The 22,632-nt window shown below is 53.4% G+C and carries 28 protein-coding genes; 14 read left to right on the top strand and 14 right to left on the bottom strand.

Going from position 1 to position 22,632, the window contains the following annotated elements:
- Positions 1 to 16 precede the first annotated feature (16 nt).
- From arcB to mtgA, 3 genes are all read left to right on the top strand, one after another.
- Positions 17 to 2,353: an aerobic respiration two-component sensor histidine kinase ArcB gene (gene arcB, locus ACLD11_RS01020; RefSeq protein WP_183059360.1), complete on the top strand. Its 2,337-nt coding sequence runs from the start codon at positions 17 to 19 to the stop codon at positions 2,351 to 2,353.
- Between the two features lie 226 nt (positions 2,354 to 2,579).
- Positions 2,580 to 3,233, top strand: a complete 654-nt coding sequence (elbB, locus tag ACLD11_RS01015) for an isoprenoid biosynthesis glyoxalase ElbB (protein WP_411014415.1) — start codon at positions 2,580 to 2,582, stop codon at positions 3,231 to 3,233.
- Positions 3,230 to 3,958 (top strand): monofunctional biosynthetic peptidoglycan transglycosylase, encoded by a 729-nt coding sequence (gene mtgA, locus ACLD11_RS01010; protein WP_411014414.1) that lies wholly within the window; start codon positions 3,230 to 3,232, stop codon positions 3,956 to 3,958. Before elbB ends, mtgA begins: the two co-directional genes overlap by 4 nt.
- Positions 3,959 to 4,031: 73 nt before the next feature.
- Here mtgA and yrbL read toward each other — a convergent pair whose 3' ends face one another.
- The 12 genes from yrbL to ACLD11_RS00950 form a co-directional block, all read right to left on the bottom strand.
- Positions 4,032 to 4,664 (bottom strand): PhoP regulatory network protein YrbL, encoded by a 633-nt coding sequence (gene yrbL / locus ACLD11_RS01005; protein WP_411011360.1) that lies wholly within the window; start codon positions 4,662 to 4,664, stop codon positions 4,032 to 4,034.
- 247 nt (positions 4,665 to 4,911) lie between these two features.
- The gene (npr, locus tag ACLD11_RS01000; RefSeq protein ID WP_183059363.1) at positions 4,912 to 5,184 is read right to left on the bottom strand and encodes a PTS phosphocarrier protein NPr; all 273 of its coding nucleotides are present in this window, start codon (positions 5,182 to 5,184) and stop codon (positions 4,912 to 4,914) included.
- A complete protein-coding gene (gene rapZ, locus ACLD11_RS00995; protein WP_000243749.1) occupies positions 5,181 to 6,035 on the bottom strand; it encodes an RNase adapter RapZ in 855 nt (284 codons plus the stop codon). Before rapZ ends, npr begins: the two co-directional genes overlap by 4 nt.
- Before the next feature lie 45 nt (positions 6,036 to 6,080).
- Positions 6,081 to 6,572 (bottom strand): PTS IIA-like nitrogen regulatory protein PtsN, encoded by a 492-nt coding sequence (gene ptsN / locus ACLD11_RS00990; RefSeq protein ID WP_000609332.1) that lies wholly within the window; start codon positions 6,570 to 6,572, stop codon positions 6,081 to 6,083.
- A gap of 117 nt (positions 6,573 to 6,689) precedes the next feature.
- Positions 6,690 to 6,977 (bottom strand): ribosome hibernation promoting factor, encoded by a 288-nt coding sequence (hpf, locus tag ACLD11_RS00985; RefSeq protein ID WP_001176589.1) that lies wholly within the window; start codon positions 6,975 to 6,977, stop codon positions 6,690 to 6,692.
- A gap of 22 nt (positions 6,978 to 6,999) precedes the next feature.
- The gene (rpoN, locus tag ACLD11_RS00980) at positions 7,000 to 8,433 is read right to left on the bottom strand and encodes an RNA polymerase factor sigma-54 (protein ID WP_000809020.1); all 1,434 of its coding nucleotides are present in this window, start codon (positions 8,431 to 8,433) and stop codon (positions 7,000 to 7,002) included.
- Between the two features lie 47 nt (positions 8,434 to 8,480).
- Complete coding sequence (lptB, locus tag ACLD11_RS00975) at positions 8,481 to 9,206, bottom strand: LPS export ABC transporter ATP-binding protein (RefSeq protein WP_000224104.1); 726 nt, start codon at positions 9,204 to 9,206, stop codon at positions 8,481 to 8,483.
- A 6-nt stretch (positions 9,207 to 9,212) separates the two neighbouring features.
- A complete protein-coding gene (lptA, locus tag ACLD11_RS00970; protein ID WP_000669770.1) occupies positions 9,213 to 9,767 on the bottom strand; it encodes a lipopolysaccharide ABC transporter substrate-binding protein LptA in 555 nt (184 codons plus the stop codon).
- Positions 9,736 to 10,311, bottom strand: coding sequence for an LPS export ABC transporter periplasmic protein LptC (gene lptC, locus ACLD11_RS00965; RefSeq protein ID WP_371067093.1), 576 nt, complete (start codon positions 10,309 to 10,311; stop codon positions 9,736 to 9,738). Before lptC ends, lptA begins: the two co-directional genes overlap by 32 nt.
- Positions 10,308 to 10,874, bottom strand: a complete 567-nt coding sequence (kdsC, locus tag ACLD11_RS00960) for a 3-deoxy-manno-octulosonate-8-phosphatase KdsC (protein ID WP_183059365.1) — start codon at positions 10,872 to 10,874, stop codon at positions 10,308 to 10,310. The genes lptC and kdsC overlap by 4 nt, the downstream gene beginning before the upstream one ends.
- Before the next feature lie 20 nt (positions 10,875 to 10,894).
- On the bottom strand, positions 10,895 to 11,881 hold the full coding sequence (gene kdsD / locus ACLD11_RS00955) for an arabinose-5-phosphate isomerase KdsD (RefSeq protein ID WP_411011359.1): 987 nt from the start codon (positions 11,879 to 11,881) through the stop codon (positions 10,895 to 10,897).
- Positions 11,882 to 11,894: 13 nt separating this feature from the next.
- Positions 11,895 to 12,872: a calcium/sodium antiporter gene (locus ACLD11_RS00950; protein WP_000922742.1), complete on the bottom strand. Its 978-nt coding sequence runs from the start codon at positions 12,870 to 12,872 to the stop codon at positions 11,895 to 11,897.
- A 212-nt stretch (positions 12,873 to 13,084) separates the two neighbouring features.
- On the opposite strand from ACLD11_RS00950, the gene mlaF reads away from it, so the two are divergent.
- From mlaF to murA, 7 genes are all read left to right on the top strand, one after another.
- Positions 13,085 to 13,897 carry a phospholipid ABC transporter ATP-binding protein MlaF gene (gene mlaF, locus ACLD11_RS00945; protein ID WP_000531566.1) on the top strand — a complete coding sequence of 271 codons (813 nt, stop codon included), beginning with the start codon at positions 13,085 to 13,087 and terminating at the stop codon, positions 13,895 to 13,897.
- 7 nt (positions 13,898 to 13,904) lie between these two features.
- The gene (gene mlaE / locus ACLD11_RS00940) at positions 13,905 to 14,687 is read left to right on the top strand and encodes a lipid asymmetry maintenance ABC transporter permease subunit MlaE (protein WP_000925786.1); all 783 of its coding nucleotides are present in this window, start codon (positions 13,905 to 13,907) and stop codon (positions 14,685 to 14,687) included.
- A 4-nt stretch (positions 14,688 to 14,691) separates the two neighbouring features.
- Positions 14,692 to 15,243, top strand: coding sequence for an outer membrane lipid asymmetry maintenance protein MlaD (gene mlaD / locus ACLD11_RS00935; protein ID WP_001193591.1), 552 nt, complete (start codon positions 14,692 to 14,694; stop codon positions 15,241 to 15,243).
- An 18-nt stretch (positions 15,244 to 15,261) separates the two neighbouring features.
- On the top strand, positions 15,262 to 15,897 hold the full coding sequence (mlaC, locus tag ACLD11_RS00930; protein WP_000476475.1) for a phospholipid-binding protein MlaC: 636 nt from the start codon (positions 15,262 to 15,264) through the stop codon (positions 15,895 to 15,897).
- Complete coding sequence (gene mlaB, locus ACLD11_RS00925) at positions 15,897 to 16,193, top strand: lipid asymmetry maintenance protein MlaB (protein WP_079965357.1); 297 nt, start codon at positions 15,897 to 15,899, stop codon at positions 16,191 to 16,193. The genes mlaC and mlaB overlap by 1 nt, the downstream gene beginning before the upstream one ends.
- 187 nt (positions 16,194 to 16,380) lie before the next feature.
- Positions 16,381 to 16,635 (top strand): BolA family iron metabolism protein IbaG, encoded by a 255-nt coding sequence (ibaG, locus tag ACLD11_RS00920; protein WP_001518349.1) that lies wholly within the window; start codon positions 16,381 to 16,383, stop codon positions 16,633 to 16,635.
- Between the two features lie 53 nt (positions 16,636 to 16,688).
- Positions 16,689 to 17,948, top strand: a complete 1,260-nt coding sequence (gene murA / locus ACLD11_RS00915; protein ID WP_000357289.1) for a UDP-N-acetylglucosamine 1-carboxyvinyltransferase — start codon at positions 16,689 to 16,691, stop codon at positions 17,946 to 17,948.
- A 57-nt stretch (positions 17,949 to 18,005) separates the two neighbouring features.
- Here murA and sfsB read toward each other — a convergent pair whose 3' ends face one another.
- Positions 18,006 to 18,293 carry a DNA-binding transcriptional regulator SfsB gene (gene sfsB / locus ACLD11_RS00910; RefSeq protein ID WP_000444167.1) on the bottom strand — a complete coding sequence of 96 codons (288 nt, stop codon included), beginning with the start codon at positions 18,291 to 18,293 and terminating at the stop codon, positions 18,006 to 18,008.
- 232 nt (positions 18,294 to 18,525) lie between these two features.
- Positions 18,526 to 19,497, bottom strand: a complete 972-nt coding sequence (ispB, locus tag ACLD11_RS00905; RefSeq protein ID WP_183059368.1) for an octaprenyl diphosphate synthase — start codon at positions 19,495 to 19,497, stop codon at positions 18,526 to 18,528.
- Between the two features lie 257 nt (positions 19,498 to 19,754).
- Here ispB and rplU point away from each other — a divergent pair, with 257 nt between their 5' ends.
- The 4 genes from rplU (at position 19,755) to cgtA (ending at position 22,626) form a co-directional block, all read left to right on the top strand.
- A complete protein-coding gene (gene rplU, locus ACLD11_RS00900; protein ID WP_000271396.1) occupies positions 19,755 to 20,066 on the top strand; it encodes a 50S ribosomal protein L21 in 312 nt (103 codons plus the stop codon).
- Between the two features lie 19 nt (positions 20,067 to 20,085).
- Complete coding sequence (gene rpmA / locus ACLD11_RS00895; RefSeq protein ID WP_000940593.1) at positions 20,086 to 20,343, top strand: 50S ribosomal protein L27; 258 nt, start codon at positions 20,086 to 20,088, stop codon at positions 20,341 to 20,343.
- Positions 20,344 to 20,472: 129 nt separating this feature from the next.
- On the top strand, positions 20,473 to 21,438 hold the full coding sequence (locus tag ACLD11_RS00890; RefSeq protein ID WP_411011358.1) for a DMT family transporter: 966 nt from the start codon (positions 20,473 to 20,475) through the stop codon (positions 21,436 to 21,438).
- Between the two features lie 15 nt (positions 21,439 to 21,453).
- Positions 21,454 to 22,626: an Obg family GTPase CgtA gene (gene cgtA, locus ACLD11_RS00885; RefSeq protein WP_000673556.1), complete on the top strand. Its 1,173-nt coding sequence runs from the start codon at positions 21,454 to 21,456 to the stop codon at positions 22,624 to 22,626.
- Positions 22,627 to 22,632: the final 6 nt, after the last annotated feature.

The raw sequence follows: 22,632 nt of genomic DNA, 5'->3' as shown, positions 1-22,632 counted from the left end.
GGTGAAGGAATCCTCTATGAAGCAAATTCGTATGCTGGCGCAATACTATGTCGATCTGATGATGAAATTGGGTCTGGTGCGCTTTTCCATGCTCCTGGCGTTGGCATTGGTGGTGCTGGCGATTGTCGTGCAGATGGCGGTGACCATGGTGCTGCATGGTCAGGTTGAAAGTATCGACGTCATTCGTTCCATCTTTTTTGGCCTGTTAATTACGCCCTGGGCGGTCTATTTCTTATCCGTTGTTGTTGAACAACTGGAAGAGTCAAGGCAGCGACTGTCGCGTCTGGTGCAAAAGCTGGAGGAGATGCGCGAGCGCGATCTCAAGCTTAACGTACAGTTGAAGGACAATATTGCCCAGCTTAATCAGGAAATTGCCGATCGCGAAAAAGCGGAAGCGGAGCTGCAAGAGACATTTGAACAGCTAAAAGTAGAAATTAAAGAGCGTGAAGAGGCGCAAATCCAGCTAGAACAGCAATCCTCTTTTCTGCGCTCATTTCTGGACGCCTCGCCGGATTTGGTTTTTTATCGTAATGAAGATAAAGAATTTTCCGGCTGTAACCGCGCAATGGAATTGCTAACCGGCAAGAGCGAAAAACAACTGGTGCATTTGAAGCCGGAAGATGTGTACTCTCCCGAAGCGGCGGAGAAAGTCATTGAAACCGATGAAAAAGTATTCCGCCATAACGTCTCCCTGACCTACGAACAGTGGCTGGATTACCCGGACGGACGAAAAGCCTGCTTTGAAATTCGTAAAGTGCCTTATTACGACCGTGTCGGTAAACGTCATGGCCTGATGGGATTTGGTCGTGATATTACCGAACGTAAGCGTTATCAGGACGCGCTGGAGCGCGCCAGCCGCGACAAGACCACGTTTATCTCTACCATCAGTCATGAACTGCGCACCCCGCTTAACGGCATCGTTGGTTTAAGCCGCATCCTGCTGGATACCGATCTCACCGCCGAACAGGAAAAATACCTTAAGACAATCCATGTCTCCGCCGTAACGTTAGGCAATATTTTCAATGATATCATTGATATGGATAAGATGGAGCGGCGTAAGGTTCAGCTTGATAACCAACCGGTTGATTTCACCAGCTTTATGGCCGATCTGGAAAACCTTTCCGGTTTGCAGGCGCAGCAAAAAGGGCTACGTTTTGTGCTTGAGCCGACGCTGCCGCTACCGCACAAAGTCATTACCGACGGAACGCGTCTGCGCCAGATTTTGTGGAATTTGATCAGCAATGCGGTGAAGTTTACTCAGCAGGGCCGGGTGACGGTGCGGGCGCGCTATGATGAAGGCGACATGCTGCACTTTGAAGTGGAAGATTCCGGGATCGGCATTCCGCAGGATGAGCAGGATAAAATTTTCGCCATGTATTATCAGGTGAAAGACAGTCATGGCGGTAAACCGGCAACGGGTACTGGTATCGGGCTGGCGGTCTCCCGTCGGCTGGCGAAAAATATGGGTGGCGATATTACCGTTTCCAGTCTGCCGGGCAAAGGGTCGACCTTTACGCTAACGGTCCATGCGCCAGCGGTGGCGGAAGAGGTGGAGGACGCCTTTGATGAAGACGACATGCCGCTGCCCGCGTTGCATGTTCTGCTGGTCGAAGATATTGAACTGAACGTGATTGTGGCGCGTTCAGTACTGGAAAAACTGGGTAACAGCGTGGATGTCGCGATGACCGGCAAGGCGGCGCTGGAGATGTTCGCGCCGGGCGAATATGACCTGGTCTTACTGGATATTCAGCTACCGGATATGACGGGTCTGGATATTGCCAGAGAACTGACCCGTCGCCACGCGCGGGAAGATTTACCGCCGCTGGTAGCGCTTACGGCTAACGTTCTGAAAGATAAAAAAGAGTATCTGGACGCCGGTATGGACGATGTGCTGAGTAAGCCGCTGTCGGTGCCAGCCTTAACCGCGATGATTAAAAAATTCTGGGATGCCACCGATAAAGAGGAGAGTACCGTGACGCCTGAAGAGAGCGATAAAGCGCAAGCGCTGCTGGATATCCCGATGCTGGAACAGTACATCGAGTTGGTTGGGCCTAAATTGATCACCGACGGTCTCGTGGTGTTTGAAAAAATGATGCCTGGCTATTTAAGCGTGCTGGAGTCCAATCTGACGGCGCGTGACAAAAAAGGTGTCGTTGAGGAAGGGCATAAGATTAAAGGCGCCGCCGGTTCGGTAGGGCTGCGTCATCTGCAACAACTTGGCCAGCAAATCCAGTCGCCGGATCTTCCCGCCTGGGAAGATAATGTCGCGGAATGGATTGAAGAGATGAAGCAGGAGTGGCAGCACGATGTCGCGGTGCTGAAAGCCTGGGTGGCAAACGCGGAAAAAAAATGACCCCGGTTTGACCGGGGTGCGCGAATACTGCGCCAACACCAGGGAAATCGTGGCTGCGCCGTGCTTATTATGATGATGTCAAAGGCGCAGTCCTGTTTTCAGGCCGCACGCAGTTAAGATAGCAAATCCTAAATGATTTGTTACATGAATCATTTAAATGTGTGAAGCGTAGCATTTTAATCAAAATTATTAATGGGCTTGAGTCGGTTGCAGGAGGATGTTCACCATGAAAAAAATTGGCGTAGTGCTCAGCGGATGCGGCGTCTATGACGGCGCCGAAATTCATGAGGCCGTTCTGACGCTGTTGGCCATTGCCCGCAGCGGCGCGCAGGCTGTCTGCTTCGCGCCGGATAAACCACAGGCGGATGTTATTAATCACCTGACCGGCGAAGCGATGGCGGAAACGCGTAACGTTCTGATTGAGGCGGCGCGTATTACGCGGGGCGATATTCGTCCCCTGTCCCAGGCTCAGCCAGAGGAACTGGATGCGCTCATTGTGCCTGGTGGTTTCGGCGCGGCGAAGAACCTGAGTAATTTCGCCAGCCAGGGGAGCGAATGCCGGGTGGATAGCGATGTCGTCGCGCTGGCGAAGGCCATGCATCATTCCGGCAAGCCGCTGGGATTCATCTGTATCGCGCCCGCAATGTTGCCGAAAATCTTTGACTTTCCGCTACGTCTGACAATAGGGACGGATATTGATACCGCTGAAGTACTTGAAGAGATGGGCGCCGAACACGTACCTTGCCCGGTTGATGATATCGTTGTGGACGAGGATAACAAGGTCGTGACCACCCCTGCCTATATGCTGGCGCAGGATATCGCCCAGGCGGCAAGCGGCATTGATAAATTAGTGTCGCGCGTGCTGGTTCTGGCGGAATGAGCAAACGACGCATCGCGCCGTTAACGTTTTTGCGCCGTCTACTTTTACGTACTCTTGCTGCGCTCGCCGTCTTTTGGGGCGGCGGCATTGCGCTGTTTAGCGTGGTTCCGGTGCCTTTTTCGGCGGTGATGGCGGAACGGCAGATTAGCGCCTGGTTCGGCGGAGAGTTCGGTTATGTGGCGCATTCTGACTGGGTCAGTATGGCGGATATCTCGCCGTGGATGGGGCTGGCGGTAATTGCGGCGGAAGACCAGAAGTTCCCTGAGCACTGGGGCTTTGATGTTCCGGCGATTGAAAAAGCGCTGGCGCATAATGAGCGGAATGAGAGCCGTATTCGCGGCGCCTCTACGCTTTCGCAGCAAACGGCGAAAAATCTCTTTTTATGGGATGGCCGCAGTTGGGTGCGCAAAGGTCTCGAGGCCGGGCTAACGCTGGGCATTGAAACTGTCTGGAGCAAAAAGCGCATCCTCACGGTTTATCTGAATATCGCGGAGTTTGGCGATGGTATTTTTGGTGTGGAGGCTGCGGCCTGGCGATATTTCAATAAGCCCGCCAGCCGCTTAAATATGGCCGAAGCCGCGTTGCTGGCGGCCGTGCTGCCTAACCCGATTCGCTATAAGGCGAATGCGCCTTCCGGCTATGTGCGTAGCCGGCAGGCGTGGATTATGCGCCAGATGCGCCAACTGGGCGGGGAATCTTTTATGACGCGCAACCAGCTTAATTAATTTTGCCGAATGGCGGCGTGAACGCCTTATCCGGCCTGCGTCTGTGTCGTCCAGGCCTGATAAGCACAGGCCATTAAGCTTCGTGAGAAGTAAGCGCCAGCCCTTTTTTGTCTTTTAGCTGCGCGTCCCTCTCCAGGGCAACGGCCAGCGCAGGCTGGGCGATAAACCGCTGCCACACTCTCTCCAGTTTGCGTTCACAGCACCATGTTGACCAGGTCGCCAGCGGGATAAAGGTACTTTCCCCCAGATTGTCGCAAACCACCGGAACCACTTCTGACTCGCTGATACGCTGGCACAGGATGTTTTGCGGCTTCAGCGACATCGTCACAATATGGTTATCCAGCAGGTAACGTTTCAGTTTTTTCAGTAGCCGCCGCAGGACAGCGACATCCTCTTCATAACGGCATTGCACGGCGAACTCGGTCAGGGTAATAGAGGGCGCGCCGTTGAAATCGGTAATCATGTCGTAGACATAGCCGGTGCCGCAATCGGTTTCTACCGTGCCGTAATAACGGGGGATAGCGCTCCAGTCTGTCAGGTAGCGGGACAGATGCGCATAGTAGTTCAGTTCACGCCGAATCTCTTTATCACCGCCGTGGTCACGGTTGTAAATGACCTTTATGCAACGCCGGGCATTATCCGGATGTGTATAGCATTTACGATGTCGACCGGCGCCCAGCGGAGTCTGTTTGGATAAGAGGATCATGGCAAGTCCATACTAAATTTATTCACATAAATTTAGTATGGACAAAGAACTTAAATAAAACCTAAACGAAATTTTTTAAGGTTTTCTTAATGTTTTTATGCACAGGTAAAGCGCACGAAATGTACAAATCTTACAAAAGGGTGGGGCTGCGGGAGAAGTGGCAGGCAGGCGTAACACGCCCGGCTTTGGGGGTGCTGTCATCAAATACCGGGACGGCGTTGGGGGAAATAGGGAATAGAGGGGAGGTTTAGTCTTCGTCAAAGCCGGAATTGAACAGATCGATAACCGCTGCCAGCGCTTCAACTTCTTGCGGGCCGGTGGCTTCAATTTCGATCTGACGCCCTTTGGCGGAATCGAGCATTAACAGCGCGATGACGCTGTTCGCTTCCGCTTCGGTGCCTTCGTCATTGCGTAATAGCACCTCGGCGTCAAAACCCTGCATCAGTTCGAAAAGCTTCATGGCAGGCCGGGCATGCATGCCCAGCTTATTGGTGACTTCAACAGTTTGCTTTACGGTCATGTTTTGCGTTTTTCCAGCGTGCGATGGCGAGACTGGACATTTTTACCGCGCGAGCGGAAGTAGTCTGCCAGCTGTTCTGCAATATACACCGAACGGTGTTTCCCGCCGGTACAACCGATAGCGACGGTAAGGTAGCTACGGTTGTTGGTCTCCAGCATCGGTAACCATAGCTCAAGATAGCTGCGAGTCTGATAGATAAAATTGTGAACTTCTGTGTGTCGGTCAAGAAACGCGGCTACCGGCTTATCAAGCCCGGTCATGGGGCGCAGTTTTGGATCCCAGTGCGGGTTGGGCAGAAAGCGGACATCGAACACATAGTCCGCATCAATCGGGATACCATGTTTAAAGCCGAAGGACTCAAATACCATCGTCAGTTCGCGCTCGCGTTTGCCCAACAGCCGGGTACGCAGCATCTCCGCCAGCTCATGGACGGACATTTCTGAAGTGTCGACGATCAGATCTGCACGTGAGCGTAACGGCTCCAGCAAGTCACTCTCTTTATCGATCGCACTCTCTAAAGAAAGATTTTTGCTGGAAAGCGGATGCAAACGGCGCGTGTCGCTGTAGCGGCGAATCAAGGTATTGCGGTCGGCATCAAGAAACAGCAATTGCGGCGAGAAAGCGCCAGGCAGATTATTCATCGCCTGTTCAAAAATCTCAGGTGATTCAGGCATATTGCGCACATCAATGCTGACGGCGGCGGAAATCTGGCGATCGGCCAGCGTTCGCGCCAGATCGGGCAACAGCACGACGGGGAGGTTATCTACGCAGTAAAATCCCATATCTTCCAGCGCGCGCAGAGCGACAGATTTACCTGATCCGGAGCGCCCGCTGACGATCATCAGTACCATGTACCGTTTCTCCTCACAACGACAGAAAGAAATGCCATTGAGTTGTTATGCCTCATTCTGCTCACCTTCGGTGTCAGTAATGATTTGATACAGCTCTTCATCATTCAGCGCCGCGCGCAGGCGGCGGCAGATCGTTTTATCCGCCAGACGTTTCGCCACCAGCGACAGCGTGTGCAGATGCGTTTTAGTTTGATCGGCGGGCACCAGCAGGGCGAAGAGGAGATCGACCGGCTGATTATCAATGGCGTCGAACGCGATCGGCGTTTCGAGCTGAACGAACACGCCGACGGCGCGTAAGGTATCTTCTTCCAGTTTCCCGTGCGGGATGGCGATACCATTACCAATACCGGTACTGCCCATTTTTTCGCGTGTCAGAATGGCTTCAAACACGACCTGAGGAGGTAAACTGAGCTGTTTTGCCGCCAGTTCGCTGATGATTTCCAGCGCGCGTTTCTTACTCTGACAATGAACGCCGCTACGCGTACACTCCTGGTTAAGTACACTGCTCAGTTGTAGAGTCGTATCGTTATTTATCATAATTTCACCTAAGAACCTGTCCTGTCAGGTTGATGGCCAGGTTCGGAGCGCTAACTGTACAAATGGCCCGTTGTGTCACACAACAGGCCGTCCTGCACTGGCTAACTGCCCGGACAATTAGTGTTGTTTCAGTTTATCTTTATGCCTGGTTAACTGCCTTGCCAGTTTATCAATCAAGCCGTCAATGGCGGCATACATATCCTGGCCTTCCGCGCTGGCGTGAATTTCGCCGCCGTTAACATGTAGCGTCGCATCCGAGATGTGCGTGACCTTCTCCACTTTCAACACCACGTATACCTGATTAATCCGCTCAAAATACTGTTCAAGTTTGGCGAATTTCGTCGTCACAAATTCACGCAGGGCTTCAGTAATTTCGACGTTATGTCCGGTGATATTGAGCTGCATAGTGTCTTCCTTATCGGTTGGGTCAAACCAGCTGTTTGCGTTGGTTTGACGGCGGAATGGATAAAGACTCTCGGTACTTCGCAACAGTGCGGCGTGCCACCATGATACCCTGTTCTGACAGCAGAGAGGTTAACTTGCTGTCACTCAGCGGTTTCGCGGGGTTTTCCGCCGCAATTAACTTCTTCACCAGCGCGCGAATCGCGGTGGAAGAGGCTTCGCCTCCGCCTTCGGTATTGACGTGGCTGGAAAAGAAATATTTGAGTTCAAAAATACCGCGCGGGCTGTGCAAATACTTCTGCGTGGTCACGCGGGATATGGTGGATTCGTGCATCTCGACGGCCTGGGCGATATCCGCCAGTACCATCGGTTTCATATATTCTTCGCCCTGTTCAAAAAAGGCTTGCTGTTGCTCGACGATGCAGCGACTGACACGCAGCAATGTGTCGTTGCGGCTTTCAAGGCTTTTTATCAGCCACTTCGCATCCTGTAAATTACTGCGGATGAACTGGCTGTCGGCATCGTTGCGCGCGCTGTTGCACATGGCGGCATAGTGCTGGTTAATCTGTAAACGGGGAATACTGTCGCTATTAAGCTCCACCGTCCAGCGACCGTTATGCTTGCGTACCAGCACATCCGGGATAACGTACTCCGGCTCGCCGGTCTGGATCGATTGACCGGGTCTGGGATCGAGCGACTGAATCAGGTTTACCGCCTCTTTCAGCACCTCTTCTTTTAGTCGGGTAACGCGCATCAACGTGCGGAAATCGTGGTTGGCCAGCAGATCAAGGTGATCGCAGATAATGAGCCGCGCCTCTTCCAGCCACGGCGTGGATTTGTCGAATTGTGAAAGCTGGATCAGCAGACAGTCGCGAAGATCTTTTGCCGCGACGCCTACCGGATCAAAACGCTGAATGCGCTTCAGGACGGCTTCGACCTCATCGAGATCCACCTCTACATCGCCCATGCTTTCGCGAATTTCATCCAGGGATACGGTGAGATAGCCGGTATCATCTACCGCGTCGACAATGGATGTCGCAATAGCGCGATCGGTGTCCGAGAAGGGCGTTAGCTCAACCTGCCACATCAGATAATCCTGCAACGACTGCGTCGTTTCGCCCTGATAGACGGGCAGCTCATCGTCGATATAATCGCCGCTGGGGCCGGACGGCGTCCCGGCGGTGTAAATTTCATCCCAGCTGGCGTCAAGCGGCAGCTCTTCCGGCATCTCTTTTTGTTCGAGCGCGTCGGCGGTATCGAGAGGATCGTTATCCTGAGGTTGCTGAGTGTCGATTTCGTCATGAAGATCGGTTTGCTCAAGCAGCGGGTTATTTTCCAGCGCTTGCTGGAGTTCCTGCTGAAGTTCCAGCGTAGACAACTGCAACAGACGGATGGCCTGTTGTAGCTGAGGCGTCATCGCCAGTTGTTGGCTAAGCCTGAGTTGCAAACCTTGCTTCATATTCAGAGTCGTTTTCTCCCGCTAGAGCAGCATAGCCCTCTACCCTATCAGAGTCTGAAGTCTTCCCCAAGATATACACGCTTAACGTGTTCGTCTTGCAGGATTTCTGTCGGTGTACCGTGGGCAATAAGATGGCCCTGGCTCACGATATAGGCGCGTTCACAGACTGCCAGCGTCTCACGGACGTTATGGTCGGTGATCAGCACGCCGAGCCCGCTATCGCGCAGATGCTCGATAATGCGTTTGATGTCGATAACGGAAATTGGGTCAACGCCGGCAAAGGGTTCATCCAGCAGGATAAATTTGGGATTAGCGGCCAACGCGCGGGCAATTTCTACACGACGGCGTTCACCACCGGACAGCGCCTGTCCCATGCTGTCGCGCAGATGCTCAATATGAAACTCTTCCATCAGCTCGTTGGCGCGGTCTTCTCGCTGTTCTGCGGTCAAATCGTCACGAATTTGCAGTACCGCCATCAGGTTATCAAATACGCTGAGACGGCGGAAAATAGAGGCTTCCTGCGGCAAATAGCCGATACCGCGGCGCGCACGCGCGTGCAGCGGCAGCAGACTGATATCTTCATCATCAATGATGATATTGCCCGCGTCACGCGGCACGATACCGACGACCATATAAAAGGTGGTGGTTTTACCCGCGCCGTTTGGGCCGAGCAGCCCGACAATCTCCCCGGAGTTAACGGTCAGACTGACATCTTCCACTACGCGACGGCCTTTATAGGCCTTCGCCAGATTCTTTGCAGTTAATGTTGCCATAACGAATTAGTTACTCTTCTTTTGCGCCGGAGTCTGGCCTTTGTTTTTGTCTTGCAACTGCGATGGCACCAGAACGGTGGTGACGCGTTTGCCTTTCTCGCTGAAGGCCTGCATTTTCTGCTCTTTCACCAGGTAGGTGATTTTGTCGCCGGTAATGTTGCTGTCAAGCTGCTCCAGATAAGCGTTGCCGGTCAGCACCACAAAATCTTTCGCCAGCTCGTAGTGCATATGGGAAGCGTGGCCTTTCACCGGCTTACCGTTGTCCTGCATCTGGTAGAAGGTGGCCGGATTGCCGTAACCGTCGATCACCTCTTTCCCCTGTTCGCCGCCTGGGCGGGTAACCACGACTTTATCGGCGTTGATCTTAATCGTGCCCTGGGTCATCACCACGTTGCCCGTAAAGGTCACGACGTTGCCTTGCATATCCAGCGACTGTTGATCCGAGTCAATATGAATAGGCTGTTCGGTATCGCCCGTGACGGCGAAGGCCGGAATGCTGGCGGCCAGCAGCGAGCCGGCAAGCATAAGATTAAGGCTGAGTTTGTTTGTTTTGAATTTCATAAGAGGTTCTAACCTTTTCAATCAGCTCGGCGTTCTTGCTGCGTAAGTTACCGCGCATTTTCAGTCCGCTGGAGTTAAATGTTGTGCCGTATAACGTCACCAGATCGTTCGAGGTAACATCCTGCGTCACCAGATTAATCTGCGCGTTATCGGTGGTAATTCTGCGTAATTGAGCGTCAGGCACCAGGGCGTTGACTTCAACATGGCCATACAGATAGAGCATTCGATCGTTAGTCAATTTGGCTTTATCGGCTTTGATCGACCATGTTGGCACTTTATCCTTATCAAAGGTGGTTAATACCGGTTGTGTAAACCATGAGATCGCCTGATCGGAAAAATATTCAACGTGCTGCGCGATCAGCCGATAGCTCAACGCGCCTTCCGGACTGTACACGACGGTATCCGTATGCTCGCTTTTATACGTGGGATCGTTGCTGTTGACCATCACGGCAGCAGGATCGTCTTTATCCGCCAGATTGATACCAATCAGTACCAGAATGGCCAGCGACAGTAGAATGATAACCCAACGTCTGGTTTTACTCATATCGATTGCCCTTTGGCCTCATCCAGCTTGCCCTGCGCCAGCAGCAGCAAATCGCACACCTCACGTACCGCGCCGCGCCCGCCAGCAATGTGCGTCACATAGTCAGCGCGGGGGATCAGCAGCGGATGCGCATCCGCAACGGCAACGCTTAACCCCACTTTTTCCATCACCGGCCAGTCAATCAGATCATCGCCGACATAGGCAACATTTTCCGGCGCAATGGCCAGTTTTTCCAGCAGATCGCTAAAGGCGATCAGCTTATTCGACTGTCCCTGATAAAGATGGACAATCCCCAGCGTGGCGCAGCGATCTTCTACAAGTTTAGCCTTTCGTCCGGTAATAATGGCAACCTCGATATTGGAGGTCAAAGCACAGCGAATACCATAGCCGTCACGAACGTTGAAAGCCTTCAGCTCTTCGCCGTTATTGCCCATATAAATCAGGCCGTCAGACAATACGCCATCCACGTCCAGGATGAGCAGGCGGATATTCTCCGCCCTGGTCATGACGTGGGTGCTGACGGGGCCATAACAGGTCGCAAGCGACGCACCTGCTTTACTCATCGTTAATTATCCTTGAGTTTCTACACGACGCCTGCACGCAGGAGATCATGCATATGTAACACACCGAGTAACTGGTCGCCATCAGCAACCAGTACGGAGGTGATATGGCGGGACTGCATTAAATTCAGCGCATCGACAGCGAGAATACCGGGGCGCACGCGAATACCCCCTGGCGTCATCACCTCGGCGATCCCCAACAGGCGCATATCGCCGCCCATATCGAACACGCGACGTAAATCGCCGTCGGTGAAGATACCGTCGATCTTCATGGATTCATCGCAAATGACGGTCATACCGAGATTTTTACGCGTAATTTCTAACAGCGCATCACGCAGGGTGGCATGTTTATTAACATGCGGGATCTCATCGCCAGTATGCATAATATCGCTTACGCGCAGCAGTAGCTTACGTCCCAGCGCGCCGCCAGGATGCGACAGAGCGAAATCCTCGGCGGTAAAGCCGCGCGCTTTTAACAATGCCACGGCGAGCGCGTCACCCATCACCAGCGTTGCGGTGGTACTAGTGGTAGGCGCCAGGCCTAACGGACACGCTTCTTTGGGCACTTTAACACACAGATGCACATCTGCCGCACGCGCCATGCTGCTTTCCGGTCGCCCGGTAATGCAAATTAACGGTACGTGCAGACGTTTAAGCACCGGTATTAGCGCCGCGATCTCGCTGGATTCGCCGGAATTGGAGATAGCGATAACCACATCCTGCGGCGTAACCATCCCCAAATCGCCGTGCGCGGCTTCGCCCGGATGTACAAAAAAGGAAGAGGTGCCGGTACTGGCGAACGTGGCGGCCATTTTCCGTCCGATATGACCGGATTTTCCCATCCCCATGACCACCACTTTTCCGGTGCAGTTGAACATTTTTTCACAGGCCAGCGTGAAATCCTGGTTGATATATTGATCAAGCTCCGCCAGGCCTTCACGTTCAATTTCCAGGACCTCTTTGCCTGCCTGCTGAAAGTCAAACCCCGGTTGCAACGCTAAATGCGACATAATCCGTTTCCAGTTATCCAACAAGAAGTGGCGATAGCCAATAGAGCATCGCCAGCCATACGATAAACCCGCCGGTCAGCAGTATACCTGCGCCCCGACCAATCTGGCGCGGATGCCGCCAGCAAAGTAAAGCGAAAACCACGCTAACCAGCAACATCACGCTATAATCACGCCCAAACGCCAGCGGGTTGATCTCCCCCGGCGCGATCAGCGCAGGCAGCCCCAGCACGATGGCGAGATTAAAAATATTGGCACCAATGAGATTACCAACGGCAATATCATTTTCGCCTTTTCGCACGCCGGCAATCGCCGTCGCCAGCTCTGGCAGACTGGTGCCGACGGCGATGACTGTCAGACCGAGCGTTAATTCACTCATGGCGAAATAGTTCGCCAGCACTGTAGCGTTATCGATTACCATGCGCGTCGCCATCGGCATGATGACCAGCGCAATGCCCAGCCATAAGAACGCGACGGGGAGCCCGCCTTCGCGCGGCAGCTCCGCCAGTTGTTCGCGGGTGAGGCTGTCATTCCCCTGGCGTTCGGCCAGACGCGCGATTTTAACAATGAATAACAGCCATAGCACAGCCAGAAGCAGGAGAAAGATACCATCACTGCGGCTTAACTGTCCGTCATGCAGTACGGAACCGGCTACCACGCTAACAAATAACATTAATGGCAATTCGCGACGTAAAACATCGGAATGCACGGTAAATGGACGAACCAGTGCCGCCAGCCCTAAGATCAGCAAAATATTGGTGATGTTAGAACCGAGCGCCGCGCCGACGGCCAAATCGAGCTGACCGTGTAGCGATGCGGCGACCGACACAATAATTTCCGGCAGCGAGGTGCCGATACTCACTACCGTCATCCCGATGATCAGCGGGGGAATACCGAATGTACGGCATAAAATAGAGGCCGCAAACACCAGACGATCGGCGCCGTAGGCCACCAGAAGCAAACCAATTATGAGTAGCGCCATCGCTAAAAGCATCTAAAGTCCTTTCTTCAGGTATACTCGCCGGTCCCCTGGAAGGGATATCTGGAAGCCGTAACGAAGTCCTAATTTTGACTTTATGCGGCTAAAAAGTAAAACGAATGCCAGCTTTCGCTAACCCTGTCAGTTAATATTCTGTAATTATGTCGAACCCATGGTTAAATTCAGCGCCATGGTTACCTCAACAAGGCAATACGAAGGATGAATCAATGGGTCAGTCTGCGGCCAATTTAGTCGATATGCGCGACGTCAGCTTTTCCCGTGGCGAACGCTGCATTTTCGATAATATTTCCCTGACGGTGCCGCGCGGGAAGATCACGGCGATCATGGGGCCGTCGGGCATCGGTAAAACCACGCTGTTGCGCCTGATTGGCGGACAGATCCCGCCGGATAAGGGCGAGATCTTATTTGATGGCGAGAATGTGCCGGCCATGTCCCGTTCGCGGCTCTACACCGTCCGCAAACGTATGAGTATGCTGTTTCAGTCGGGAGCGCTGTTTACCGACATGAACGTGTTTGACAATGTGGCCTATCCGCTACGGGAGCACACCAATTTACCCGCGCCGCTGCTAAAAAGCGTCGTGATGATGAAACTAGAAGCTGTCGGGCTGCGCGGCGCGGCAAAACTGATGCCTTCCGAGCTCTCCGGTGGGATGGCGCGCCGTGCCGCGTTGGCGCGCGCCATCGCTCTGGAACCGGATCTCATCATGTTCGATGAGCCGTTTGTCGGCCAGGACCCGATTACCATGGGCGTTCTGGTGAAGCTGATTTCAGAATTGAACAGCGCGCTGGGCGTGACCTGCGTGGTGGTCTCTCATGATGTGCCAGAGGTGCTCAGTATTGCGGATCACGCCTGGATCATGGCGGACAAAAAAATCGTCGCTCACGGTAGCGCTCAGGCGTTGCAGGAGAATACGGACCCGCGCGTGCGTCAGTTCCTTGACGGCATTGCCGACGGGCCGGTTCCGTTCCGCTATCCGGCGGGCGACTATCACCTTGATTTACTCGAAACGGGGAGTTAAGCCACTCATGCTGTTAAATGCGCTGGCAGCACTCGGACACAGCGGGATCAAAACCGTCAGGACGTTCGGGCGCGCCGGGTTAATGTTATTCAATGCGATTATCGGTAAGCCGGAGTTTCGCAAACATGCGCCGCTGCTGGTGCGCCAGCTTTATAATGTGGGCGTCTTGTCGATGCTTATCATTATTGTCTCCGGCGTATTCATCGGTATGGTGCTGGGGCTGCAAGGCTATCTGGTTCTGACCACTTACAGCGCGGAGACCAGTCTTGGCATGTTAGTGGCGCTTTCGCTGCTGCGCGAGCTGGGGCCGGTGGTCGCGGCGTTGCTGTTTGCCGGGCGGGCCGGGTCGGCGTTGACGGCGGAAATCGGCCTGATGCGGGCGACGGAGCAGCTCTCCAGTATGGAGATGATGGCGGTCGATCCATTGCGCCGGGTGATTTCGCCGCGCTTTTGGGCGGGCGTGATTTCGTTGCCGCTACTGACCATTATCTTTGTGGCGGTCGGTATCTGGGGCGGCTCGCTGGTCGGCGTAAGCTGGAAAGGAATCGACGCCGGGTTCTTCTGGTCCGCGATGCAGAATGCCGTCGACTGGCGTATGGATCTGGTGAACTGTCTGATAAAGAGCGTGGTGTTCGCCATTACGGTAACATGGATTGCGTTATTCAACGGTTATGACGCAATACCAACTTCTGCCGGGATTAGCCGGGCAACGACGCGTACCGTGGTTCACGCATCGTTGGCCGTTCTGGGGCTGGATTTTGTGCTGACCGCACTGATGTTTGGGAATTGAGTTCATGCAAACGAAAAAAAATGAAATTTGGGTAGGCGTTTTTTTGCTGGTAGCGTTGCTGGCGGCGCTGTTTGTTTGCCTGAAGGCGGCAAATGTGACCTCTATGCGCACGGAGCCGACCTATAAGGTTTATGCGACCTTCGATAACATCGGCGGTCTGAAAGTGCGTTCCCCGGTACGCATCGGCGGGGTGGTTGTCGGGCGGGTTGAAGATATCTCGCTTGATCCGAAAACATACCTGCCGCGCGTAACGCTCGACATCGAAGAGCGTTATAACCATATTCCCGATACCAGCTCGTTGAGTATTCGTACTTCCGGGCTGCTGGGGGAGCAATATCTGGCATTAAACGTCGGTTTTGAAGATCCTGAGCTGGGAACGTCTATCCTCAAAGATGGGAGTACGATTCAGGACACCAAGTCTGCAATGGTGCTGGAAGATATGATTGGCCAGTTCCTTTATAACAGCAAAGGCGACGACAATAAGAATTCTGGCGATGCGCCAGCCGCAACGGAAGGCCATACTGAAGCCACAACGCCCGCGGGCGAAACGAAATAATCTCAGGAGAATTGAGGCATGTTTAAACGACTGATGATGGTGGCCCTGCTGGTCATTGCGCCATTAAGCGCAGCAACGGCAGCGGATCAGAGCAATCCTTATAAACTGATGAACGAGGCGGCGCAGAAAACTTTTGATCGCCTGAAAAACGAACAGCCGAAAATTCGTGCCAATCCGGATTACCTGCGCGACGTTGTTGATCAGGAACTTCTGCCGTACGTGCAGGTAAAATATGCCGGCGCGCTGGTGTTGGGCCGCTACTACAAAGAGGCGACCCCGGCGCAGCGTGAAGCCTATTTTGCAGCGTTTCGCGAATACCTGAAACAGGCATACGGTCAGGCGCTGGCGATGTACCACGGCCAGACTTACCAGATAGCGCCTGAGCAACCGCTGGGCGATGCGACCATTGTGCCTATCCGTGTAACGATTATCGATCCCAACGGTCGTCCGCCGGTACGCCTGGATTTCCAGTGGCGCAAAAACACCCAGACCGGCAACTGGCAGGCGTATGACATGATTGCGGAAGGCGTCAGCATGATCACCACCAAGCAAAATGAGTGGAGCGATCTGCTGCGTACTAAAGGCATCGACGGCCTGACCGCACAACTGAAATCTATCTCTCAACAGAAAATTACTTTGGACGAGAAACAGTAATGACGCCGCAACTCACCTGGACGCGTGAGGCGGACACTCTGGTGCTGGCGGGAGAGCTGGATCAGGACGTGTTGTCGCCGCTATGGGACGCGCGCGTAGAAGCGATGACTGGCGTTACCCGTATCGACCTGAGCCAGATCTCCAGGGTGGATACGGGGGGACTGGCGCTGCTGGCGCACCTTGTGAACCAGGCAAAAAAGCAGGGCAATGCCGTATCGCTGTCTGGCGTTAACGACAAGGTTTACGCGCTGGCGCAATTATATAACTTGCCCGAAGACGTACTTCCCCGTATGTAATGAATGCCGGATGGTTTATCCGGCCTACACTTCGCATGATCCCCGTAGGCCGGATAAGTTGCGTTAGCAGCACCATCCGGCACTTTTACCGCGCTGATTTATCAGCGTAATCTTTTGCTTATTTAAGACGGCGCGACTTTGCTCTAAGATGTTGGGCTGTTTTCACTATTTGACGAATAAAGAACCCATGGAAAATCATGAAATTCAGAGTGTGCTGATGAATGCCCTCTCCCTCCAGGAAGTCCATGTCTCCGGCGATGGCAGTCACTTTCAGGTTATTGCCGTGGGCGAGATGTTTGACGGCATGAGCCGGGTCAAGAAACAGCAAACGGTCTATGGGCCGCTAATGGAGTACATTGCGGACAACCGTATCCATGCCGTATCGATCAAAGCGTATACCCCGGCGGAATGGGCGCGCGATCGTAAACTTAACGGATTTTAAGCTACGGGTAACCTGCCGGTAGCGGAGATGAATGCTTAACTGAGAATACAATAATGGATAAATTTCGTGTACAGGGGCCAACGACGCTCCAGGGCGAAGTCACAATTTCCGGCGCCAAAAACGCCGCGCTGCCGATCCTGTTCGCCGCTCTGCTGGCAGAAGAACCGGTAGAGATCCAAAACGTTCCAAAACTGAAAGACGTGGATACGTCGATGAAGCTCCTGAGCCAATTAGGCGCGAAAGTGGAACGCAATGGATCGGTACACATTGACGCCAGCCAGGTGAACGTGTTCTGCGCGCCTTATGATCTGGTTAAGACCATGCGCGCCTCGATATGGGCGCTGGGGCCGCTGGTTGCCCGTTTTGGTCAGGGACAAGTCTCTCTGCCGGGGGGCTGTACTATCGGCGCGCGTCCGGTTGATCTGCATATTACCGGTCTGGAACAACTGGGTGCGACCATCAAGCTGGAAGAGGGCTACGTAAAGGCCTCCGTCGAAGGACGTCTTAAAGGGGCGCATATCGTGATGGATAAGGTCAGCGTCGGCGCGACCGTCACCATTATGTGCGCTGCTACGCTGGCGGAAGGGACGACCATCATTGAAAACGCCGCGCGCGAGCCGGAAATTGTCGACACCGCTAACTTCCTGGTTACGCTGGGGGCGAAGATCGCCGGGCAGGGCACCGACCGTATTACGATCGAGGGCGTAGAGCGTCTGGGCGGCGGCGTTTATCGTGTGCTGCCGGATCGTATCGAAACGGGGACTTTCCTGGTGGCGGCAGCGATCTCTCGCGGCAAAATCCTCTGCCGTAACGCGCAACCGGACACTCTGGACGCGGTACTGGCGAAACTGCGCGATGCTGGCGCGGATATCGAAGTGGGCGAGGACTGGATTAGTCTGGACATGCACGGCAAACGACCGAAGGCGGTCAATGTCCGTACCGCACCGCACCCGGCATTCCCGACCGATATGCAGGCGCAGTTCACGTTGCTGAACCTGGTGGCGCAAGGGACGGGCTTTATCACTGAAACCGTCTTTGAAAACCGTTTTATGCACGTGCCTGAACTCAGCCGCATGGGCGCGCGTGCGGAAATTGAAAGCAATACCGTCATATGCCATGGCGTAGAAACGCTCTCTGGCGCCCAGGTCATGGCGACAGATCTGCGGGCATCTGCGAGCCTGGTGCTGGCGGGCTGTATTGCGGAAGGCACGACGATTGTGGATCGCATTTATCACATCGATCGCGGTTATGAGCGTATCGAAGACAAACTGCGCGCGCTAGGCGCGAATATTGAACGCGTGAAAGGCGAATAACCTTCTGTACGCTGAATAACCCCCGCGAACGCGATGCGGGGGTTGTTTTACAGGCTCTTACTCTACATTCTGTTTGTCTTTATTACGCGCTCTCATAAGCCGCGTTCTGTCGATAAACTCATGCGTGCGCGGATCGTGATAACGCGATGGCCAAATAACCCAGGGTTCCGTTCCCAATGCTTTCGCGATAATCAACTCTCCTTTCGGCCACGGGCGCGTTAATGCATTGGCCAGCGTGGATGAACTCAATCCATTCCGACGTGACTCAGCGGCCATTGAAGTCCCTTTTTTACGTAGTCCGGCAATGATATCGGCCGGATGCCAGTCAATAAGCTTGCTTTCCATACATCCATCACTCCTTAGGTTAATCACTTACGGTTTTAACAACCCGACGACGTTCGATACTATAACGCTTCGTGAAAGAATGTTCTAAAAAGTTCATGTAAGTGGCGGCAATATTCAGAATATGCCAGGGAAAGCCGTATATGGGTATATAAAAAGACAGGCAATAGATTATATGGAATTTATTAGAACTTAATGGGGTATCCCGCGCAGTACGCGGGATAAGAGAACGGCATTAACGATCGCGCTGCACCGCGATGTGTGCGAGACCGATTAGCGCCTCACGCCAGGGAGTATCCGGCAATATCTGCAACGCGGATATCGCTTTGTCGGCTTCTTCTTCCGCTCGCTGACGCGTCCATTCCAGCGAGCCGCAGGTGGTCATCGCTTCCAGAACCGGTTCCAGAAGATGACGGCCATTACCTTGTTCAATAGCGGTACGGATCATCGCTGATTGTTCTGGCGTACCGTGGCGCATGGCGTGAAGCAACGGTAAGGTGGGTTTGCCCTCATTGAGGTCATCACCCACATTTTTACCGAGATGCTCGCCGTCGGCGCTGTAATCCAGCAGATCGTCAATGAGCTGAAAAGCCGTACCAAGGTAGCGACCATAGTCCTGCAACCCTTGCTCTTGCTCAGGCGTACAACCGGCAAGAATACCGGAGCACTGGGCGGCGGCCTCGAACAGACGCGCCGTTTTACTGTAAATCACCCGCATGTAATTTTCTTCGGTAATGTCCGGGTCATTCACGTTCATCAATTGCAGCACTTCGCCTTCTGCAATCACGTTGACCGCTTCCGACATCACTTCCAGCACTTTTAACGAGCCGAGGCTGGTCATCATCTGGAAGGCGCGGGTATAGATAAAGTCGCCGACCAACACGCTGGCAGCATTACCGAAGGCGGCATTTGCCGTCGCTTTGCCGCGACGCATATCGGATTCATCCACCACATCATCATGTAGCAGCGTCGCCGTGTGGATAAACTCGATCAGAGCGGCGATAGTCACGTGCGCGTTACCCTGATAACCCACCGCACGCGCGGCAAGAACGGCAATCATCGGACGAATGCGTTTTCCGCCGCCGCTAATAATGTAATATCCTAGCTGATTAATCAGTTGAACATCGGAATTAAGCTGTTCAAGGATTGTCGCATTGACACCCGCCATATCTTGCGCGGTTAACTCGTTGATTTTTTCTAAATTCATCGCAAAAGCCGGGCTTATCGCCCCGATTATCCCATGTCTGAATGAGGTAACGTAGGGTTTATGGTTAGAAATATACCCTGATTGTACTGAAAAAACGCCGCAGATAAACGTTACCGTATGCGTTGTGTTTTTTTTCTTCATGTATTGATGGTAGCACTTGTCAAAGCCGTGCAATTTGCGTAATATTCGCGCCCTATTGTGAATATTTATAGCGCGCTCTGAATCATTGAAAGGTGTGCGCGGAAGCGGAGTTTTTTATGTACGCGGTTTTCCAAAGTGGTGGTAAACAACACCGAGTAAGCGAAGGTCAGACCGTTCGCCTGGAAAAGCTGGACATCGCAACTGGCGAAACTATCGAGTTCGCTGAAGTTCTGATGATCGCAAACGGTGAAGAAGTCAAAATCGGCGTTCCTTTCGTTGATGGCGGCGTAATCAAAGCTGAAGTTGTTGCCCACGGTCGTGGCGAGAAAGTTAAAATCGTTAAGTTTCGTCGCCGTAAACACTACCGTAAGCAGCAGGGCCATCGTCAGTGGTTCACTGATGTGAAAATTACCGGCATCAGCGCTTAAGATTAGGGGAGCAGATTAAATGGCACATAAAAAGGCTGGCGGCTCGACTCGTAACGGTCGCGATTCTGAAGCTAAACGTCTGGGCGTAAAACGCTTTGGCGGTGAAGCAGTTCTGGCAGGCAGCATCATCGTTCGTCAACGTGGTACTAAATTCCACGCTGGCACCAACGTTGGTTGCGGTCGTGACCACACTCTGTTTGCTAAAGCAGACGGTAAAGTGAAATTCGAAGTTAAAGGCCCGAAAAACCGTAAATACATCAGCATCGTTGCTGAGTAAGTTTTTTGTGGTCCGGTAACGGATGAAAGCCCCGCACCTGTTGCGGGGCTTTTTACATTCGATGGCCGACTAAAATATACCCGTGTGGCTGTACGAATGCCGTTAACGGGTCTTTGCAGGGAACACGGCATGAAGCAGCAGGCAGGCATTGGCATTCTTTTAGCGCTCACTACCGCGATGTGCTGGGGAGCGTTGCCAATAGCAATGAAGCAAGTGCTGGAGGTAATGGAGCCTCCAACCATTGTCTTCTACCGCTTCTTCATGGCCAGTATTGGCCTCGGGGCGATACTGGTAGTAAAAAGAAAGCTGCCGCCGCTGCGTATTTTTCGTAAGCCGCGCTGGTTGGTGTTATTGGCGATAGCGACCTGCGGACTGTTCGGTAATTTCATTTTGTTCAGTTCTTCCCTGCAATATTTAAGCCCAACCGCGTCGCAGGTTATCGGCCAGCTCTCGCCGGTTGGCATGATGGTCGCCAGCGTCTTTATTCTGAAAGAAAAGATGCGCGGTACGCAGGTGATTGGCGCGCTGATGTTATTGAGCGGGCTGGTGATGTTTTTTAACACCAGTCTGATCGAGATTTTTACCCGACTGACCGACTACACCTGGGGCGTTATTTTTGGCGTAGGCGCGGCGATGGTGTGGGTGAGCTATGGCGTGGCGCAAAAAGTATTATTGCGACGTCTGGCCTCGCAGCAGATCCTGTTTTTACTGTACACTTTATGTACGATAGCGCTCTTGCCGCTGGCAAAACCGATGGTGATAGCGCAACTGAGCGACTGGCAGCTCGCCTGTTTGATTTTCTGCGGGCTAAATACGCTGGTAGGATATGGCGCCCTGGCGGAAGCGATGGCGCGTTGGCAGGCGGCGCAGGTGAGCGCGATAATCACGCTTACACCGCTATTTACCCTGCTGTTTTCAGATCTTTTATCTATGGCCTGGCCCGATTTCTTCGCCAGACCGATGTTAAACCTTTTAGGTTATCTCGGTGCGTTTGTCGTGGTTGCGGGCGCGATGTATTCCGCCATTGGTCATCGTATTTGGGGCGGTTTACGCAAGCATGAAACGGTGGTTTCGCAACCCCGCTCAGGCGAATGATTTACGGAGAATAAAATGAAGTTTGTTGATGAAGCATCGATTCTGGTCGTTGCAGGCGATGGCGGTAATGGCTGTGTGAGCTTCCGCCGCGAAAAATATATCCCGAAAGGCGGCCCGGACGGCGGTGATGGCGGCGACGGCGGCGACGTCTGGATGGAAGCCGATGAAAACCTGAATACTCTGATCGATTACCGCTTTGAAAAATCGTTCCGCGCTGAACGTGGTCAGAATGGCGCGAGCCGCGACTGTACCGGTAAACGCGGTAAAGACGTGACCATTAAAGTGCCGGTCGGTACGCGCGTTATCGACCAGGGAACCGGTGAAACGATGGGCGACATGACCAAACACGGTCAGCGTCTGTTGGTCGCGAAGGGCGGCTGGCATGGGTTAGGCAATACCCGTTTTAAATCCTCGGTTAACCGTACGCCGCGCCAGAAAACCAATGGTACGCCGGGCGATAAGCGCGACCTGCTGCTGGAACTGATGCTGCTGGCGGATGTCGGGATGCTGGGGATGCCAAACGCCGGTAAATCAACGTTCATTCGCGCGGTATCGGCAGCAAAACCGAAAGTCGCGGACTATCCGTTTACCACGCTGGTGCCGAGCCTGGGCGTGGTACGTATGGACAGCGAAAAGAGTTTTGTGGTGGCCGACATTCCGGGGTTGATCGAAGGCGCGGCGGAAGGCGCGGGCCTGGGGATTCGCTTCCTGAAGCACCTCGAACGTTGCCGCGTACTGCTGCACCTCATTGATATTGATCCGATCGACGGTTCCGATCCGGTGGAAAACGCCCGTATCATTATTGGCGAACTGGAAAAATACAGCCAGGATCTGGCGGCTAAACCGCGCTGGTTAGTGTTCAACAAGATCGATCTGATGGATAAAACCGAAGCGGAAGAGAAAGCGAAAGCGATCGCCGAAGCGTTGGGCTGGGAAGGGAAATACTATCTGATTTCCGCCGCCAGTCAGCTAGGGGTGAAAGATCTCTGCTGGGATGTGATGACCTTTATCATCGAGAATCCGATCGCGCAGGCTGAAGAAGCAAAACAGCCGGAAAAAGTCGAGTTCATGTGGGACGATTATCATCGCCAGCAGTTGGCTGAAGTGGAAGAAGACGCAGACGATGACTGGGATGACGACTGGGATGAAGACGACGAAGAAGGCGTCGAGTTCATCTACAAACGTTAATCTCGT

The organism is Salmonella sp. 741265116_PST (assembly GCF_046567715.1).
In the GTDB taxonomy this organism is placed as follows: domain Bacteria; phylum Pseudomonadota; class Gammaproteobacteria; order Enterobacterales; family Enterobacteriaceae; genus Salmonella; species Salmonella enterica.
This window is presented reverse-complemented; position numbering and strand designations above follow the sequence as displayed.